This is a genomic window from Ruegeria sp. YTSC002 (assembly GCF_059609845.1).
Window position 1 is genome coordinate 1 of sequence record NZ_JBXWML010000023.1, and the last position, 16819, is coordinate 16819.

Here is a 16819-nt window from a genome sequence, read left to right on the forward strand (position 1 = left end):
ATGGAGCAGCCCGGTAGCTCGTCAGGCTCATAACCTGAAGGTCGTAGGTTCAAATCCTACTCCCGCAACCAAAAATACCTGCATGATTACAACACACTAGCGCCCCAAGGGGCGCTCTTGGCGTTTGGGACGTTTGGCCTCGGTGCTACAACGGTGCTACGCTGTGGGGCAAACTTCAAATACCTCAACGTAGCGACACCGACAGTCGCTGACGCCGAACCTTACCAAACAAAGAAAACTAACGCGCGTCCACCGTCAGTGCTGTCAGCACCGTCAGCCAATAGAAAGTTTGCCGTCTGTATCCCTTGAAGGTCAGCTTGGAGCCCTTAGTGCGCATTATTCCGTCCCAAAGAGATTCGCCCTTACGGCGAGACAAGTTCAGCCGTGAGGCATCCCGGCCTCTTCCATGGCGGTAAGCCAGCGTTCCAGAGCGCCGGAGGCATTCCACATCCTGGTTTCCATGTCTCTTACCCGCGCGACGGTCCAGTCCGGGTTCTCTGAAAGGTAGTTGGCCATCGCTAGTGCCGCAGCGTTTTCGTCGCCAACGCAATGGTGGATGGCCGCGAGGAGCTTATTGGCCGCGGTTGGCATTGAGGGCACTGACTTGAATGCGTCCAGGGCCTTGTCGCACTCTCCTTTCTGCCAAAGCGCCCAGGCCTTGTTCCATTGCAAGTCAAAGTGCTTGAGCGGATCAATGCGTTCGAGATTTGCAAGTGTCTGCAAGGCCTCGTCCGTCTTGCCCATGTATATTTGAGAAACCGCGAGCCCATTGCCAACGATCGTCGACGAAGGGTTCAATTCGATCCCACGCTGAAAGGCACGTTGCGCGTCTTCGACTTCGCCATTGAACATCAGCGCCCGTCCGAGGGCATGGTAAGCGAGGAAATTGTTTGGATCGAGCTCGACGCCACGACGGGCCAGATTGTACATCCGTTCACGAAGTGCCGACTCATCGCCGTCGACCCATCCGTAATGGAGGCCGATACGCAACGACAGGGCTTGGCCCAAAAACCCCCACGCAGAGTCGGGATAGTTCCGTATGGATTTCTCCTGTTCCTCGATATTGGTCAGGAGGTTTTCGCGGGTAAAGCTGCGCATGATCCGGCTTTGTGCCGCATTAGAGATCATTAGGGCGCTGACATCCCCGGAGGTCATGCTGGCCTCGGCGGTGTCAATCACACTTGTCCCAACGGCCAGGGCAATCTTTCGGCTGATTTCACTGTTGGCCTCCAGCATCGCACTTAGAGGAACGTCAATCTCGTCCGCCCAGATATGAGCCTCTGTGGCACCCTCGATCAGTTGGGCTGTGATCTTTAATCGAGAGCCGTTGTACTGCTGGCTTCCTTCAAGAACAAAATCGGCTCCAAGCGCCTCAGTGATTTCTGCAATCCCTTGCGGCGAATCGCGAAACTGGAAACTGGAGCGGCGGGAGATGACGGTCATCTGCGGAAACCGCGCCAATGCAGTTATAATGTTCTCGCTTATGGCGTCACTCAAGAAACCAGTGTGTGGTGCAAAGGAGAAATCTTCGAAGGGCAGCACCGCAACCACAGGTGCATGGACCGTGTCGTCAGAGCGCGCCAAAACATAGGCGCCGATCAGTGCTGCAAGCATTAAAACGGCCACCAACAGTAAGGAAATAGGTAGATTCAGCAATCCCACGTTTGCGGCGTCCGGGACGGGCAGAATTAGCCTGTAACCTTGACGCGGAACAGTCTCGACAAGGCGTTTTTCAGAATCGCCCACGACACGCCGAATCTCGGCAATGCATTGCGCAACGCTGTCGGCTGCAACGGCTCGGCCCGACCAGACCTCGTCGATCAGCGCTTCGCGCGATACTGTCCTGCCTTGGTTTTCCGCCAATGCCTTGAGCACTTCACGGGACTGGTGCCGCAGCTCGGCTTCATTTCCCTCCAAGTCGTAAATCCGTCCGGTGGCCGGATCGACCTTCACCATTCCAAGGCGGATTTCAGAAGATTTCAAGTTATTTCGTTTGGCAAAACGCAGTATCTCGCCCTCCAGTTGGACTATCACCCACGGGCGTCAGGTCCATATTCCAAAAGACGCCCTTCAGAAACTGGGAGGGGCACCAACCTCTCCCTAGATGGAGAATAGCTTATGAAATGCTCGGCGAGAATAGCGAGACTTCCCTTGTTCGGAACGGCGCGGGCGATTGCTCCGCCTCGGATTCTCGCAATCATTGCAGCAGTAGCCATCTCCAGTCCTGCAATTGCCAATAGCTTTGACCTCAGCACGCCGCGCGAGAATGCGCCCCTTCGCCAATCCGACGGAAGTGAAACATTTCAGCTACGTCCGGGCGAGTGCAGCGACCTTGAATACTTCTCCGACGAATTGCAGATCAGCACCTCCGATTGCGGACGCTCACGGAACAGGATCGAGTACTTTGAGACATCCACGTCGAGAGCCGGAGATCGGCGTTTGTACGAGTGGGAAATCCTCATTCCGGAAGACTTTAGCTACAATGCACTCAACGCGCGGTTGACCGCCGGCCAATTCGAGACTGGCACCGATATGCTTTATGGTTTCGAACTGAACAACGATGGCTACACGTTCCGCGCCAAGGACTGCATTTCCGCGGAGGATTTCGGAGAATGGCACAAGGTCTCAGTGCGCATCCAATACGATTCAACGCCACGCAAATCCCTCAAGGATCAGACCCCCGGTGTTTTTGTCGTCGAATGCAACGGTGAGGTGATCTCGGACTCAACCGGCAGACCCAACATTACCGAAGGTGGTGAAGTGCAATTCAGATATGGTCTATTTGGCGCCAAGGATATCCCTGCCACGGACAATGTCTCTGTTTCGTTTCGGAACGTCCGAGTGTCGGACTGGTAAGACTCGGCAGCTTGGCGGAACCGATATTTTAATCTTCAGAGTTTTCACAACTCGGCGTGGTTTACATCGCGTGTCGGGAATCCGATGGCGGCTTTGTCCGCGTAGCAGACGCGAGCCCACCCCCGGCATCCGCAACGGCAAGCACAAACAAAAAACGCCCGACCCAAGGAATCGAGCGCGTTAGCCAAAAAATTGTTGAGCGAACTTTCAGCGATTGCTCAATTCAATCACCCGCATCCCGGCCTTTCCTTCACGGCTGAACGCGATGTTCACGCCCTGTCGCCGCAAGACAGGTTGTACCCGTCGCAGCGCCGCGCCAAACCGTGCCTCGTTGCGCGGAAAACTGTGGCTGTCCTCTGTCAGTGCCGGGAAACGATCCCGCAAGGTTTGCTTCAGCTCGGTTGCGGTGCCGCTCCAATGCTGCCGCCCTTCCATTAATGAAAGGATCGCCAGCGCGACCGGGTTGGCCTCAACAGCGGCTTGGTCACTGCGCGCGCGATTGGCCGCGTAGGAGTCCAGAAACGCGCCCTGAGACCATCCAAGGGAGCCTTCGGCAGCAACCACCCATTTAGCGAAGTCTGCCATCCTAGGGGCTTCTGAGAGGCTCACTGAGTCAATCCGGCCCAAGGCGCAGGACACCGCGTCCAACAGAGCGCCCAGAATATAGGGCTTGGCCTTGGCAAAATCGCGGTTAAACGCGCCCAAGGTTTTGCGCCTACCGGGTGGGATCACCGGCAGATGAACGCCAATGGCGCGATCCGCCAGATCAGGTCGCGCCGCCAGATCGGGAATACCGTTCAGCAAACAGGGCCGCGTCGCGTTGAACAATACGTCGTCGCTGTCAGTGTGCAGCTTGCGGGTACCAAATCCGCCACCCGTAGCAATCCGGCAGAACGCATCTGCCATCATTGGGCGGATGGTCGAGAGATTGTCAAAGCTCAGAACGTGGTTGTGCATGGCAGCAATCACCAAATCCTGTTCGGAATTGGGCGTGCTGCGCGTGCTTGGGCTGGCCGGGTCAATCAGATCGCGCAGGGTTTGCGCGGTGGTGCTTTTGGCGCTGCCCTGTTCACCTGACAGGATCAGGATAGGGTAGGGGCCTTTGGGGTGGAAACATCCCAGAACCCATGCCACCAGCATGCGGAAATCATCTTCGCTGTCGACATTCAGAAAATCGCGCAGAAACTCGATGCCATTCTCATGCCGTTCCGGCACTGGCAACGCCTGCATGGCTGGTGAGCGTCGAAACCGCGCGGGCGGGTGGCTGACCACCTGCCAGCCCTCGGACGTGATCGCCACAGCCTGCCAATCGGTGTCGCCAAGGTCGAGATAGACCGTGCGCCCGATCGAGGCGATGCGGCTGGACACCGGATAGGTCTCGCCTTCGAACCGCGCCACCCCTTCCAGCATCCGGCGTTTGTCATCCAGCGCGGCATTGGAGGGCGCTTTGCCTTCGGCCTTGTAATGGGCATAGGCCAGATAGTTGCGGAAGGTCGATGATCCGACAGGCCAGTGCTCAAAGTGACCCTTGGCCCGTAACGTTACATAGGGCTCACCCTGCGGCGTGTTCCAAAGCTCAAGCCCATCCACCAGCGCCGCACTGCTATCGTTACGTATAGGTGCAGGTTCATCCCTATGTATAGGTAACGTATACGGGTCGGGGTTTTCCTTATGATACATAGGGGGATGCGGGTCATTGGCGGCAGGCCGAACCTTACTTGTAAGGTAGGCGGCAGTTGCATCCGGCAAATCACACGCAACGCTGTTTATCAGGGCGTCAATCTCGCCTAGTCCCCAACCTGCGGCAATGGCGTCGGCCACGTCCCAGCCCCTATGTATTGGTTTAGGGATCAGACTCGATGAATCATGCGCTTGAATCAGTGCGTCACTGATCGGAAGGATCAGAGGTGTCGCCCTATGTAATGTAACGAGCTCTTCGGCCAGTTTGGCGGCATAGCTCTGTCCCGGCTCATCGTGGTCAGGCCAGATAATGACAGTACGGCCTGCCAGCGGTGACAGGTCAGTTTTTGCCAGCGCCTTGCTGCCGCCAAAGCTGGTAGAGGCTAGATACCCCAAGCCCGTCAGAACATCGGCACACTTCTCCCCTTCAACCCAGATCACCGGCTGATCCGGGTTCGCCTGGGCGATCCGGTCCAGATGATAGACCGGGCGCAACTGGGGTGCTTTCCATGCGTCCTTGGTCACGTCGTAGGGCAGAAAGAACTTGCCCCTGCCGTTGCCCTCATAGCGATTGGCGACGAGCACAGGCGCACCCGTTCTGCTGCGATAAACATGCTGAGTGTCAGCGACACCGGCTGTCGGGTGGCGAAGGTCGGGCAGCGCGCTCATGCCTGCACCCCCAGACGTTGCGCCAGTGCACGCGCGGCCTGTCCTTGCTGGACCCCGTTCAGATAGGCAAAGAGGCTGATGGCATCCCCGCCTTTGTCATCTGTGGCAAAGTCTGCCCACAACCCGCTGTCGAGATTGATCCGAAACGAACCCCGCGAGCGATCTGCACGGGTGGGGTTCAGCGCCACCCATTCGCGGCCAATGATCCGGCCATCCGGCAACCATTCGGCCAGAAGGCTATGCAGATTGATCCGGGCCAGTTCAGCAATGGCCGCGAATTCGATAGGCTTCCAACTACCAGTCATTTGCAACCACCTCCTGAAGACGCGCGATCTCGAACGCTTCTACATCTCCCATGCGATAGCGGACCAAGCGGCCAACTTTGACATAAGCCAGCGGGTAGCGTTTGGTGCAACGCCATGTGGCAAGGGTGGTTGTGGACACGCCGAGGCGTTCCGCGACTTGCTCGGGTTTGAGCAGGGTGTCTGCCTGTTTTGCGATCATGATAACCTCCATCAATTTAGATCGATGAAGGGAAACCTAGAGAGCGATTGGGCAGGCCGAAACGCGTGAAGCAGGAAAGAAAAACTGCTTCCTACATAGGAAAACATGCCGGTTAACTGCCACGTAATGTGGCGAAAATATGTCTATATCACCCGCATTACCGTGACCACACGCGCGCGCGTCAGGTCCGGATCAAGTTTTTGGCCGATCAAATGAATCACATCTACAGCCGTTGCTTTGTTTTGCTTTGTGGCCGGATCGTAGCGGCCCGCATTAAAGGGGCGCATGGCGTTGCGCTCCCAATAGGGGCGAAAGGCGCGGGCTAACGCCGCAATCGGCTGGCTTTCGGTTTTCTTCGGCCTGCGCGACCAACGATCCAGATCGGCCTCATGATAGCTGCTTGGGGTGTCATGCTCGCCCAAAGCAACCGTTTCTGCGGTCGCCTTATGCAACAGTTCGAGAAACGCCGCGACATGGCCGACAGGATCGCCGGGGCCAAATGCACCTTCGATCAGGTTTGCAATTCCGGCGGCGCTTGGGTCGGCTGATCGGGCTTGTTTTTCCAGCGCGTCGGCCAGTTTCCCGGAACAGTTTGGTGAAGCCTGCACACGGGCAAGGTCCACTAGTACCGGCTCAAGCTTGGCAGACAATGCGGACAGGCGGCGGTATTCCATTGCCCCCGGTTTGCGTCGGCGCATTTTGCGGCGTTCGCGGACGTAGGCTCGCGCCGCTGCCTCAACCCCTTTGCGCAGTTCGTCAACATTGGCTTTGGGTCCCATCAGCATCTCAAGTTCAAGCATGAACCGGGCATCGTAGAGGCGGTGTAACTCAGACAGGAAACCGTGGCCCACCATGAGGCGCTGCCACGGTGCAGTTGGTCTTGCTTCGATGTCGGGGAGGGTGTTGTCAGCCTGTTCCATTATGCCGCTTGTTCAGGAAAACCAAGTCAAACGCCAGAGGCTGACAGGACTGACAGTGCAGACGGTGAAACTAGGGGTGGTCTGCCTGAAGCGATCTTTCCTGAATTAGTAGGTCTTTGGTGAATGCGAACAGCTCAGCCTTGGTTGGTTCTAGCAGGAAGGCTACACATCAGTCGTTCGCTGCTAGCGCAGGACTGGGCCTCAACGTCGGCGACAATGCACAGGAAGCGGGCTTTGAATCAAAGATGTAGTGATTTGGAGCCGTGGACAGCGGCTATGCGGGCAAAGCTGCCATTTGTGTCGTCCAACCGCTATATTATTTTGTCCAAGTTTCCGCGTGTTGCCGCGATCTTCTGAGCATTAGATGTTTCTTTCACGCCCTCAGTAGTCAGGCGTTTCTGCTGTCTTGCTATCTCAGCCCGAGATTCGACAAAACGCTCGAAAAACCAAGTGATTAGGGCAGGAAAACCAAAACGCAGCAGTAGAATGAGTACGGCGGGTGGGATTATATATTCCATCCAATAAACATCGTTCTTACCAACGAAGAATTCAACCAAACTGCGAAATTGAAACGGACAAGCCAATTCTCAGGGGGCGTACACTGGGCTCTAAAAGCTGTCATCCGCATTGTTTGGTCGCTCATCAGGTATTCCAACGTCGACTGTGCGGACAAAACCGACTTTGGATTGTAAGGAAGATTGCCCTTCGGTAGTCTTGGATTATTGTCCTGATATCCATCTCAAAGGGTAACTGTCTGAGTATGAAACAGATAATTTGGCCAATGGCACTACTGATGCTTATTGCGTTAAGCACTCAAACGGCGGCAAGTTTTCCGCCAATAATCCGCTTTATCGAACAACTGCTTGACCACCCAATCTGCGGATTTCCCAAGGCTTCAAAAATTGAAACCGCCAAATTAGCTTATTTCACATTGTACCGCGATCCAAGCGACTGCAATGGCAGCGGATCTGGCCGGTTCTGCAAAACACTAATTCGCGACAATATCAGTGGAAGCTGCCGTGAATACGGCCATACAAAGGGCCACATAGGAGTCGATGACAATATTCCACCAACCGTGACCCCACCGAAGGGGTGGGCACCATCTGTCACCGGTTCCTGGCCATTGTATTTAGTGGATTCTGAACGTGGCAGCATATTGTATGAGCAGCCCCAAATTTATATTCGGGTACCCGATAAAGCGGAACTGAAAGAGGAAGTATCCTTCAAGTAAGTTCGTATGGTCAGGTCGCAAAGGGCTCTTTCCGCCCTAGGTAGACTTTGAAAACATCAACTCTGTCGCCTTGTCCACACTCTCCCTGACCGGGTCTAGGTTTAACCTTGCGTAGATTGCTGTGGATTGTTGGGACCGATGCCCGAGAGACTTACCAATAATGTATCCATTGGCCCCCGTTGCCGCCTGATAGCTGCCCAAGGTGCGACGCAGGTCATGAATGCGCAGGTCTTCAATCCCTGCCTCTTTCAGGATCCGGCTCCAAGCTTTCTTGGGATCGGCAAGGTGGCCGCTTTTGCCCGAGCCTTCAAAAACGTAGGGGCTGTCTGACTTGAGCTTTCGTTCGATTAGCAACTCAACTGCCTGTTGGGGGAGATGAACCGTCAACGGGTCTGCATTCTTGGTTTCTTCGATCCGCCATGTGGCCGATGTGAAGTTGATTTCTTTCCACATCATTGCCAGCGTGTTTGACTTTCGTGCCCCTGTCAGAAGGGAAACCATAAAGAAATCTCTTGCGGCCTCGTTGGGCTCCTTGGCCAATGCCTCAAAGAAGCGAGGCAGTTCGTCAGGCTGCAAGAATCTGTCGCGGCTTTGTTCCCGAAACTTTTTGATACCAACAGCGGGGTTCACACCCTTCCACCCCCATTCAATGGCCTTGTTGAATATGGAGCGAATACGTTCAAGCAAACGGTTGGCCTGATACAAGCCGTTGTCCTTGCCGATCTTTGCATGAAGCCTTTCTACCTCAGCCCGATCAATGCTGGAAATCTTTCTGCGGAACCAATGCGACAGATATTTGTTTACTTCCCGCTCGTCATATATCCACGACTTCTTATGCACCTTGGAATACTTGTCCATGTATTCGGTAAAAAGCGCCCCAAAGGTCATTTCATCCCGAATGGCCTTTTTCTCTTTCTGAGGGTTCGCCCCAGACGCGATGCCGCCCTTGGCCTTTGCTGCCGCCTTGCGGGCCTGTTCCACGGTCATGTCAGGAAATTTGCCAAGCAACAGGCGTTCGGGTCGCCCTTCGATCCGTTTGTACAGGTAAAAGCTCTTCGATCCTGCCGCCGTCACAGCCAAAACCAATCCCGCTTCCCGTTCGTCATAGTAGTAGTCCCGTGATCCTTTCTTGGCGGCAGGGGCTTTCGAAAGGGCTGCTTTGGTGAAGTTCAAACGGTGACTGGCCACGGTATATCCTTTAGGTGTTTTGGTGCTACCGAAAGTTGACGGTGCTACACTGGTGCTACACCGGAGAGCAATTTTGGACAATGTGGAGAATGCTTACAACAAGCTAAAGCATAGGTAACATATTGATAAATCATGCAAGAAATAACCTTAGCAAATAACAGCAAACATACGACAATGAGGCTCATAACCTGAAGGTCGTAGGTTCAAATCCTACTCCCGCAACCAAAAATAACAGCCAAATATCAAACTCTTAGCCCTGCAGCTCGCGGGGCTTGCTGCGTCGAACCATCCGCGCTGGATCCGCCGGGGAAGCAAACTGCGCGCAAAACGCGTGCAGGTCCAGACTAGGAAACTAGGGGCACCTGAGTCGATCATATAATGAGGCGTTCTGAGGAGCCCGTTCCGGCCGGTTTTGAGTACAAAAAAGCAGTTCATAGAAGAGGCGGACGAGGTCAGGTCAGCCGGTCAAGAATGCCAGCTGACTCTGAGAACAATTCAATGAATCTCCGGCAGCCAGAATCCACCACGTTCCCAACGGTAGACGCGATCAACCAATTTCGACGGGCAACAGTTTGGATCACCATCAGCGGAGTCTTTTCCGACGATATGCATTCGGTTGGGCGCGAGCGCTTCTACAGATATCAATTCGCGCGCAGGCATACCTACAAATTCAATATCCGCCGTTGCCCACATGTCGACATGAGCCGCCAAAGGCCGGTATTCTGGAACACGTAATACGACCGGCGTGAATGCGTTTGTTCCAGCCCCACCTGCACATCCGACATCTACAACCGGAAACGCAATATATGTAGAAACGTCAAAATCGTCAGTGCCAAGTTCCGCAAGCAAAGATTGTGCGGCTTCTGGATCTGCGCAGCCTACAGCGTCAACAAAACTACGTACTTTATCGTTGATAATAGCCTCTCTGTCAGCATCCATTGCCATCGCATTTGATACGACCAATGCCATCGCTCCAGCGGATGCGATAAATTTCTTCATTCTGTGCCCTTCGTGGAGTTTTTGACCACTCCACTTTTATAAAGGCGTGTGTGGTCGTAAAGTGAGCCATTGTTCTTTTGCATTGCCCTGCGCTGCCGCCACTGCCCGGAGGAAATGGGATCCAATTGAAACAAGAGAAATTCTTCGCTTTCAGAAAGTGACCGATCAATCGAAGCAGCGATGCCGATTGATGCCGATTGGGGATTCGATGTGCTGTGGCGTTTCGAGTCTGGTGGTTCGGTTGTTTCACGTTGGAACATGCCCCAGAAAAAATTCTCAAAATCTGGCCCATGATCCGGTTATGTTGGCGTCTTTTGCCGTGATTTCAACGGGTTCAGCAATTTTTTAGAGAGGGGCGCAAATCAGATATTTCGCCTTGTATTCCCGTCGCTTGCAAGGATATACCCGTCGGCGGAGACGTGGCCGAGTGGTCGAAGGCGCTCCCCTGCTAAGGGAGTAGGCGGGAAACCGTCTCGAGGGTTCGAATCCCTTCGTCTCCGCCATTTACCTATTTCAGTGAGTTGATGTGGCGCGTTTAACGTGCCGTATTCCTATAAATAGTCGGCACTTACTATCTAGTAGTATCAACTTGAGTTTTACTCAGTTGTCCCTAATATTTTCTATTGAGTGGTATATTTTGTGGTATTTTCATGGCTGCGCTCAGCGGGAAGCTGACAAAGAAGCTGGTAGAGAATCTTGGCCCGGGTCGGCATGGCGACGGTTCTGGCCTGTACCTTGTTGTCGATCCCTCGGGCGCACGGCGTTGGATTGTGCGCGTAACGGTCAAAGGACAGAAGAACCGAAAGGGTGCACCGATGCGAACGGACTTCGGTTTGGGCGGCGCTGATGTTGTCACTTTGAACCAGGCCCGAGAAAGAGCGCTCGAATACAGGCGAATGGCGAAAGCTGGTTTGAACCCGCGTTTCAATGCTCAGCGCGAAATCCCGACCTTCGAAGAACTCTGTCGTCAGGTTCACATCGACCGCTTGCCGACATGGAAGAATGCCAAACATGGCCAGCAATGGCTCAACACCTTGCGCGACTATGCCTTCCCCAAGATCGGCCGTATGCCCGTAGACAGCATTGATCAGCCCGAAGTGCTGATGTGCCTGTCCCCCATCTGGACCGAGAAACACGAAACCGCAAAGCGACTGTCGCAGCGGATCAAGACGGTGCTCGATGTGGCAAAGTCCAAGGGCTTCCGCTCGGGAGAGAACCCGGTGACCGCGATCCGCGAAGGCAAGGTGCTGCCCACCGTCAAGGCCAAGGTCCAGCACCATGACGCGATGCCGTGGCAGGAGGTGCCCGCGTTTTATGCCGAGTTGCAGACCCGTTCAGCCATGGCCGCTAAAGCCCTGCAGTTCACCATTCTGACCGCCTGCCGAACCTCTGAGGTGCTGGAGATGAAATGGCCCGAGGTCAATGTCGATGCACGTCTGTGGACCATTCCGGCGGAGCGCATGAAGGGTGGGCAGGTCCATCGTGTCCCTCTCACCGATGAAATGCTGTTAATTCTGGAGCCGCTGCGCGCGTTGGCCTCTGACTATGTGTTCGAGGGGCAAAAGCGGCATCTGCCCTTGTCGAACATGTCCATGCTGATGCTACTGCGTCGGATGCGGCAGGACGGCGTTACTGTGCATGGCTTCCGCAGTTCGTTTCGGGATTGGGCCGCGGAGGCTGCAAACGCGCCGCGCGAACTGGCAGAGGCGGCTTTGGCTCATCAGATCGGGTCGGATGTGGAGCGGGCCTATGCACGGTCGGATTTGTTAGAGCGCCGGCGCGAACTTATGCACAGTTGGTCAAGCTACTTATTGTACAAGCGTGATGGCGCCGATGGCTAAAGTGGAGACAATATTGGCTTTAAGGTTCGTGTTGGCCGAGAAGGTTTACCCATTGCAACCCGAACTGGTTCGAAATGACACAAAGACTGCGCAACTAGTGCATCGCTACGTTCAAAAAGTTCAATCTGAAACCCATGAATGGTGGCGAAAAAAGGCCACGGAAAGATCCAGGTTAGAGGACGAACTTTTGGATTCCAGATTTGCTTTAGAACCTTTGTTCAACATTTCCGAGGATACTTTGAGAAAGTACATTGCGGAGCTTTGGAAAATTGGAGAGTTCACCGGCGACGTCTGCTTCCGCAGTGTCAAGAGCAAAGAGTAATTTTTTCCGTTTTGGAAGAATGGGATGACTACTGTTCTCAGCTTCTAATTTTTGTGAATATTGGGTGCCATCGCAACTGATCCAAGAGGATTTCAACGATGGCAAACGTCTTCAATGACGACCGGGTCTATTTCCCAGAAGACCCTGAAATGCAGTTGCTGGGAAACCGCGAAAAGCTGGCTCAATGGCGCCAGCGCATGTGTGGTCCGGCCTTCATCCGCATCGGTCGGCGCATCGCCTATCACGGCGCTGATCTGAATGCCTGGCTGGCGGCGCGGCGCACCGATCCCAACAACGACGCTGCATAATGAAAAACCCCAACTCCAAGCGCGGAGATGGGGCTTTTCCAGTGACATCAACTGCCACCCTAGCAAGTCCAGTTGATGCCACAGGATGCCCCACGCCGACAAGACAAAACGAGCGCCGGTACTACTGGTCGCCTTTGAGCCATTCGGTTGAACGGGTGATCGTACGGAAAGGACGGATCAAGCATGGCTGATATGTCCTTTCCAAAGTCGATCAGTACCAGTCACGACGGGGGGCCAGACATTGGCCCTCTTCTCCGAACCAATCATCGGGAAACCGCTGAGAACTACAGCGGTGAGCTCTTACGCTATGGGATCTACCGCATCGCCGTATGCCGGGACAGTATCCAATGGCTGTTTCAGCGCCAGAGACCCCAATTTCCAGCCGGGGGAGCGGCTTGGGACACGCTTGGGTACTGCGTGTCCAAATCAAGCCTAACCCGGCTTGTCCGGACGCATATAGGCTGTGATGTGCCTGAACTGGATGGTTTGCCTGAGCACTTCCAGCGTAGGTGTCGCGATGAGTAGACGCCGATCCCCCAAAGGCAAGCGGTCGGATGAGGGCCAATATGTTCCGCTGCCCTATGCGATGATCAAATCTCCGGCATGGCGGGCGTTGTCAGGACCTGCAGTGAAGCTTTGGTTGGAGCTTCACACACGCTACAACGGCGGCAACAACGGCAAGGTGTTTCTGTCGATGAACGAGGCGGCGGAAACTCTCGGATTGGGCAAGGCCACTATTCAGCGCGCCTGCAAGGATTTGCAAGACAAAGGTTTTCTTGTGCTGGAGCAGGAAGGCAACTGGTATCACCGTCGGGCCCACGAGTGGCGGTTGACCACCAAGGCGACGCAGGCCCGGTCTGGCAAGAAAGCTGCCACCAATGACTGGCGATTCTGGCAGCCCGAAAAAACAAAACGCGGTTCTGAGACGGACCCGTCAGCATCTTCTGTGGTTCCGTTTGAGAACCCAAAGACCTCCCATGGTTCCAAACCAGAACCGGTCAGGCCGATTTCTCGACGGTCCATCGGTTCTGAAACGGAACACTAATACTAACCACTCCCTGTTACGCGAGGCGGACATGAGCAAGTCACAGAAAAACAGTGGCAACGAACTTCGGACAAAGAACTCCGAGCTTAACGAAGCGGAGATCAACGCGGTTGCTGATTTGAGGGAACGGAAGAAATCACGCGTTCGCGCGCCGGATATCAAGTTGGACTTCAATGAAGACACACGCAGGCTCACGGTTGGGCACAAAGGAAAAGATCCAACCGCTGCCTGTGCTTTGGCAATGCATGAGCTCGGCACCGTTGATTATCGGTTCCTCGAAGGGGTCATGGACCAAGTCGCGACTCTTGGGCAGCAGGACAGCTCTGTCTCCGAGACGGCATCGAACTTCGTAATGTCGGTTGTTGCTGGGGTTAAGCCGCAGGACGAGATCGAAGCCATGCTTGCGATCCAAATGGGCGCTGTCCATCAGGCCACGATGATGATGGCACGTCGCCTGAACCACGTAAAAACTCTCCCGCAGCAAGATTCGGCAGAACGAGCGCTCAATAAGCTGGCGCGGACCTTCACTAGCCAGGTCGAAACCCTGAAACGGTATCGCTCCAAGGCGGATCAGACCGTCCGGGTCGAACGCGTTGAGGTTAAAGAAGGTGGGCAGGCAATCGTTGGTAACGTCCACTACGAGGGGCGGTCGGATGACAAAAAGTGACGACAACCTCATGGACCCTGCCAAAAGGCTGCGAGACGCGCCCAGATGCACAGCAACGGCAAAGTCTACTGGCATGCGCTGCCGCGCACCCGTTGTTCAAGGTTGGAGCGTGTGCCGAATGCATGGTGCCGGAGGTGGGCATGCTGCTGGGCCAAGCCATCCGTCCTGGAAGCACGGAGAAAGATCGCGGAGCGCTGTGCAGGCACGCAAAGCCGTCAATGACTTGATACGAAGGGAGAGAAACCTGCAGAAATTGCTCAATTTACTAAAGTTCTAGGGTCGCAGTGCCTCTCGACACAGAATTGCAGCTTTTCATCGCAAACTGGGCTTTCAAGCAAACTAAAGCTTTGAGAGCAAAGCAGCCATCAACGGGCATGCATCAACTATCGCATTGGTGTTTGTTGCTCATTCAGTCGGCGGTTTGCAAATTGGGAAAGAACCGCGCAGCGGCGACCAGCGGCATAGAACAGCTTGTTTTTCTCACGGGCAGATCTTCACACCGCAAGCCAAGCCACCCAGGTTTTCGGACGTTCCGAGTTCTAGCTTCCCACCGTAGGCGGCCAATAAATCAACGGAAATAGACAGGCCCAAACCAGTTCCTCTTACAGAAGTATCCAGCCGATTGCCGGAACGAAGGACCTCAAGCCTTTGGTCTTCTGGTACTCCGGGCCCGTTGTCTTCAACAAAAATTTCGATTCCATCAACAGAGCGCCTTGCGGTGATTTGGAGTGTTGTCCGGCTCCACTTGAGAGCGTTGTCGAGGAGGTTTCCAATCACTTCTTCGATGTCCTGGGGGTCCATTCGAACTTGAAGACCAGCCTCGCAATTCGAAACGAGCGTCTTCCCCTCGCGTTCGGCCATGACCGAGAACAGCCGGGACAGTCGTTCGACCGAATTCGTCAGGTCTGTCCTGGAATGTGTTAACTCTCCGGTGTTCGATGCACGCATGCGCGCGAGTGAACGGCTAAGCTGGGCGTCAATTCGAGTTAGCGCTTCTTCCGCAGGCTCCGTATGTGCTCCTGCGTCTGCCAGTTCCGCCAATTCGTTTCGTAAGATAGCCGTCGGCGTCTTGAGGGCATGCGCCAGATCCGCCGCTTGTCTTCGCGAACCAGAGACAATCTCGCGGTTTCGATGCAGCAGTTTGTTGAGATCTTCCACCAAGGGCGAAACCTCTTCCGGGTAGTCTTCGGGAGCCAGCTCATCGCCTCGATCCCAGCGATGGGCGACATCGGCGCGCAACTTCCGGAGCGGGCCAACAATGGCGGACATCAGCAAAAGAGAACTTGCCACTCCGATCAAACCAACCAATCCGAAAACCGGGAGCAGGTATCTTTGTGCAGCGCTGCGTTCGTTGATCAGTTCGCTCCTGCTTTCGGCGACAGTTACGCCCCACTCCGTTCCGTCTTCGAATGTGATCTTTTGATAAACGCTACGAATGGCTTCGCTATCTGGACCGGAAGTGTTCCAAATGATTGTTTCGTCATTTCCGCGCGGGGGCTCGGCGATCGTTTCATCGAAGAGTGAAGCAGACGTATAGATGGCGCCGGTACTGTCCGTTACTTGCCAATACCGCCCCGAATATGGCGTGCTATACGCAGGATCGAATACCAACTGTCGCAGGGTTTCAGGGTCATCCGTGGTGGCGCTGAGGCCAACAACAACCTGCGTGTGCCGGTCTTGTAGCGTTGCGTCGAACTGCTCCAGAACGCGCGTATTGATGTAGGAAAACACCATCAGCGTACCGACGCCTACGGACAACGCTCCCGAAGCGATACCTCCGAGTAAGGCCCGTTGGCGCAACGAGAGCATTAGGCGGAATCAATCATATAGCCGCGACCCCGGACGGTTGTAATCAAATCGGAGCCCAGCTTTTTGCGCAGGCGGGTCACAAATACTGCAATCGTGTTGGAATCTCTGTCGCCGTCATATTCGTAGATGTGTTCCGACAGCTCAGTACGCGACACCATGCGACCGATGTTGTGCGCCAGATAGGTCAGAACGGCGATCTCCTGCGCGGTCAAATCGACAGGAATGCCCCCAACGGCAACCCGCCCGTTCCGCGTATCCAAAGAGACATCTCCCATTTCTATCACGGGGTTCAATTGACCGCTCTGACGTCGCAAGATGGCCCGTACACGTGCCGCCAATTCGGGCATATGGAACGGCTTGGTCATATAGTCATCCGCGCCGGCATCCAAGCCGTCGACGCGTTCGCTCCAGCCATCTCTGGCCGTCAGGATCAAGACCGGTGTCTTGACGCCCGCGCTGCGCCATTCGCGCAGGACCGAAATGCCGTCACGCTCAGGCAAGCCGATGTCGAGGATGATCATGTCGTACGGTTCAGTCGACCCCAGATGCAGGGCATCTGTACCATTGTTGGCCACGTCGACCACGCGACCTTCCGCACCCAATAGCTTTTTGACTTGCTCACAAAGCTGAGGTTCGTCTTCGGCAAGGAGTATTCGCATATCCAGACACTACAGCTAAACCAGCGTGATCTTCACTTTATTTTTTGCCACCACCGTTGCCACCACCGTTGCCACCACCGTTGCCACCACCGTTGCCACCACCGTTGCCACCACCGTTGCC

The 16819-nt window shown here is 54.9% G+C and carries 16 protein-coding genes and 1 tRNA gene; 8 read left to right on the forward strand and 9 right to left on the reverse strand.

Annotated features, from left to right (window positions below):
* Positions 1 to 378: 378 nt before the first annotated feature.
* Positions 379 to 2034: a winged helix-turn-helix domain-containing protein gene (locus AC2FFD_RS21805; protein ID WP_257600065.1), complete on the reverse strand. Its 1656-nt coding sequence runs from the start codon at positions 2032 to 2034 to the stop codon at positions 379 to 381.
* A 117-nt stretch (positions 2035 to 2151) separates the two neighbouring features.
* Here AC2FFD_RS21805 and AC2FFD_RS21810 point away from each other — a divergent pair, with 117 nt between their 5' ends.
* Complete coding sequence (locus AC2FFD_RS21810) at positions 2152 to 2856, forward strand: polysaccharide lyase family protein (RefSeq protein ID WP_257600066.1); 705 nt, start codon at positions 2152 to 2154, stop codon at positions 2854 to 2856.
* 207 nt (positions 2857 to 3063) lie between these two features.
* Here the strand turns inward: AC2FFD_RS21810 and AC2FFD_RS21815 are convergent, their stop codons facing one another.
* From AC2FFD_RS21815 to AC2FFD_RS21830, 4 genes are all read right to left on the reverse strand, one after another.
* Positions 3064 to 5205, reverse strand: coding sequence for an AICE element replication initiation protein (locus AC2FFD_RS21815; protein WP_496874136.1), 2142 nt, complete (start codon positions 5203 to 5205; stop codon positions 3064 to 3066).
* Positions 5202 to 5510 (reverse strand): hypothetical protein, encoded by a 309-nt coding sequence (locus AC2FFD_RS21820; RefSeq protein WP_257600068.1) that lies wholly within the window; start codon positions 5508 to 5510, stop codon positions 5202 to 5204. The genes AC2FFD_RS21815 and AC2FFD_RS21820 overlap by 4 nt, the downstream gene beginning before the upstream one ends.
* On the reverse strand, positions 5500 to 5709 hold the full coding sequence (locus AC2FFD_RS21825; RefSeq protein ID WP_257600069.1) for a helix-turn-helix transcriptional regulator: 210 nt from the start codon (positions 5707 to 5709) through the stop codon (positions 5500 to 5502). Before AC2FFD_RS21825 ends, AC2FFD_RS21820 begins: the two co-directional genes overlap by 11 nt.
* Before the next feature lie 143 nt (positions 5710 to 5852).
* Positions 5853 to 6629 (reverse strand): hypothetical protein, encoded by a 777-nt coding sequence (locus AC2FFD_RS21830; protein WP_257600070.1) that lies wholly within the window; start codon positions 6627 to 6629, stop codon positions 5853 to 5855.
* 781 nt (positions 6630 to 7410) lie between these two features.
* On the opposite strand from AC2FFD_RS21830, the gene AC2FFD_RS21835 reads away from it, so the two are divergent.
* Positions 7411 to 7860 carry a hypothetical protein gene (locus AC2FFD_RS21835; protein ID WP_257600071.1) on the forward strand — a complete coding sequence of 150 codons (450 nt, stop codon included), beginning with the start codon at positions 7411 to 7413 and terminating at the stop codon, positions 7858 to 7860.
* A gap of 36 nt (positions 7861 to 7896) precedes the next feature.
* Here the strand turns inward: AC2FFD_RS21835 and AC2FFD_RS21840 are convergent, their stop codons facing one another.
* Positions 7897 to 9048 (reverse strand): tyrosine-type recombinase/integrase, encoded by a 1152-nt coding sequence (locus tag AC2FFD_RS21840; RefSeq protein WP_257600072.1) that lies wholly within the window; start codon positions 9046 to 9048, stop codon positions 7897 to 7899.
* A gap of 495 nt (positions 9049 to 9543) precedes the next feature.
* Positions 9544 to 10047 (reverse strand): hypothetical protein, encoded by a 504-nt coding sequence (locus AC2FFD_RS21845; protein ID WP_496874137.1) that lies wholly within the window; start codon positions 10045 to 10047, stop codon positions 9544 to 9546.
* Positions 10048 to 10460: 413 nt separating this feature from the next.
* Between AC2FFD_RS21845 and AC2FFD_RS21850 the strand changes: the two genes are divergently transcribed.
* The 6 genes from AC2FFD_RS21850 to AC2FFD_RS21875 all read left to right on the forward strand — a co-directional run bounded on the left by AC2FFD_RS21850 (position 10461) and on the right by AC2FFD_RS21875 (position 14230).
* A tRNA-Ser gene (locus AC2FFD_RS21850) sits at positions 10461 to 10550 on the forward strand.
* A 147-nt stretch (positions 10551 to 10697) separates the two neighbouring features.
* Positions 10698 to 11888 carry a tyrosine-type recombinase/integrase gene (locus AC2FFD_RS21855; RefSeq protein WP_496874138.1) on the forward strand — a complete coding sequence of 397 codons (1191 nt, stop codon included), beginning with the start codon at positions 10698 to 10700 and terminating at the stop codon, positions 11886 to 11888.
* Positions 11881 to 12210, forward strand: a complete 330-nt coding sequence (locus AC2FFD_RS21860) for a hypothetical protein (protein ID WP_496874139.1) — start codon at positions 11881 to 11883, stop codon at positions 12208 to 12210. Before AC2FFD_RS21855 ends, AC2FFD_RS21860 begins: the two co-directional genes overlap by 8 nt.
* 98 nt (positions 12211 to 12308) lie before the next feature.
* Entirely contained in the window at positions 12309 to 12518 is a 210-nt protein-coding gene (locus AC2FFD_RS21865) for a MerR family transcriptional regulator (RefSeq protein WP_496874140.1), read from the forward strand.
* Between the two features lie 517 nt (positions 12519 to 13035).
* On the forward strand, positions 13036 to 13563 hold the full coding sequence (locus tag AC2FFD_RS21870; RefSeq protein WP_496874141.1) for a MarR family transcriptional regulator: 528 nt from the start codon (positions 13036 to 13038) through the stop codon (positions 13561 to 13563).
* A 31-nt stretch (positions 13564 to 13594) separates the two neighbouring features.
* Positions 13595 to 14230, forward strand: coding sequence for a hypothetical protein (locus AC2FFD_RS21875; protein ID WP_496874142.1), 636 nt, complete (start codon positions 13595 to 13597; stop codon positions 14228 to 14230).
* A gap of 480 nt (positions 14231 to 14710) precedes the next feature.
* Here AC2FFD_RS21875 and AC2FFD_RS21880 read toward each other — a convergent pair whose 3' ends face one another.
* Together AC2FFD_RS21880 and AC2FFD_RS21885 are read right to left on the reverse strand one after the other, a co-directional pair.
* On the reverse strand, positions 14711 to 15988 hold the full coding sequence (locus AC2FFD_RS21880; protein WP_496874143.1) for a sensor histidine kinase: 1278 nt from the start codon (positions 15986 to 15988) through the stop codon (positions 14711 to 14713).
* Between the two features lie 50 nt (positions 15989 to 16038).
* Positions 16039 to 16698, reverse strand: coding sequence for a response regulator transcription factor (locus tag AC2FFD_RS21885; RefSeq protein WP_480683510.1), 660 nt, complete (start codon positions 16696 to 16698; stop codon positions 16039 to 16041).
* Between the last annotated feature and the right edge of the window lie 121 nt (positions 16699 to 16819).

Bases quoted from the DNA above. Each gene is read 5' to 3' on its own strand.
- AC2FFD_RS21815 (WP_496874136.1), bottom strand. From the start codon at position 5,205: ATGAGCGCGCTGCCCGACCTTCGCCACCCGACAGCCGGTGTCGCTGAC.
- AC2FFD_RS21820 (WP_257600068.1), bottom strand. From the start codon at position 5,510: ATGACTGGTAGTTGGAAGCCTATCGAATTCGCGGCCATTGCTGAACTG.
- AC2FFD_RS21825 (WP_257600069.1), bottom strand. From the start codon at position 5,709: ATGATCGCAAAACAGGCAGACACCCTGCTCAAACCCGAGCAAGTCGCG.
- AC2FFD_RS21830 (WP_257600070.1), bottom strand. From the start codon at position 6,629: ATGGAACAGGCTGACAACACCCTCCCCGACATCGAAGCAAGACCAACT.
- AC2FFD_RS21835 (WP_257600071.1), top strand. From the start codon at position 7,411: ATGGCACTACTGATGCTTATTGCGTTAAGCACTCAAACGGCGGCAAGT.
- AC2FFD_RS21845 (WP_496874137.1), bottom strand. From the start codon at position 10,047: ATGAAGAAATTTATCGCATCCGCTGGAGCGATGGCATTGGTCGTATCA.
- AC2FFD_RS21855 (WP_496874138.1), top strand. From the start codon at position 10,698: ATGGCTGCGCTCAGCGGGAAGCTGACAAAGAAGCTGGTAGAGAATCTT.
- AC2FFD_RS21860 (WP_496874139.1), top strand. From the start codon at position 11,881: ATGGCTAAAGTGGAGACAATATTGGCTTTAAGGTTCGTGTTGGCCGAG.
- AC2FFD_RS21865 (WP_496874140.1), top strand. From the start codon at position 12,309: ATGGCAAACGTCTTCAATGACGACCGGGTCTATTTCCCAGAAGACCCT.
- AC2FFD_RS21870 (WP_496874141.1), top strand. From the start codon at position 13,036: ATGAGTAGACGCCGATCCCCCAAAGGCAAGCGGTCGGATGAGGGCCAA.
- AC2FFD_RS21875 (WP_496874142.1), top strand. From the start codon at position 13,595: ATGAGCAAGTCACAGAAAAACAGTGGCAACGAACTTCGGACAAAGAAC.
- AC2FFD_RS21885 (WP_480683510.1), bottom strand. From the start codon at position 16,698: ATGCGAATACTCCTTGCCGAAGACGAACCTCAGCTTTGTGAGCAAGTC.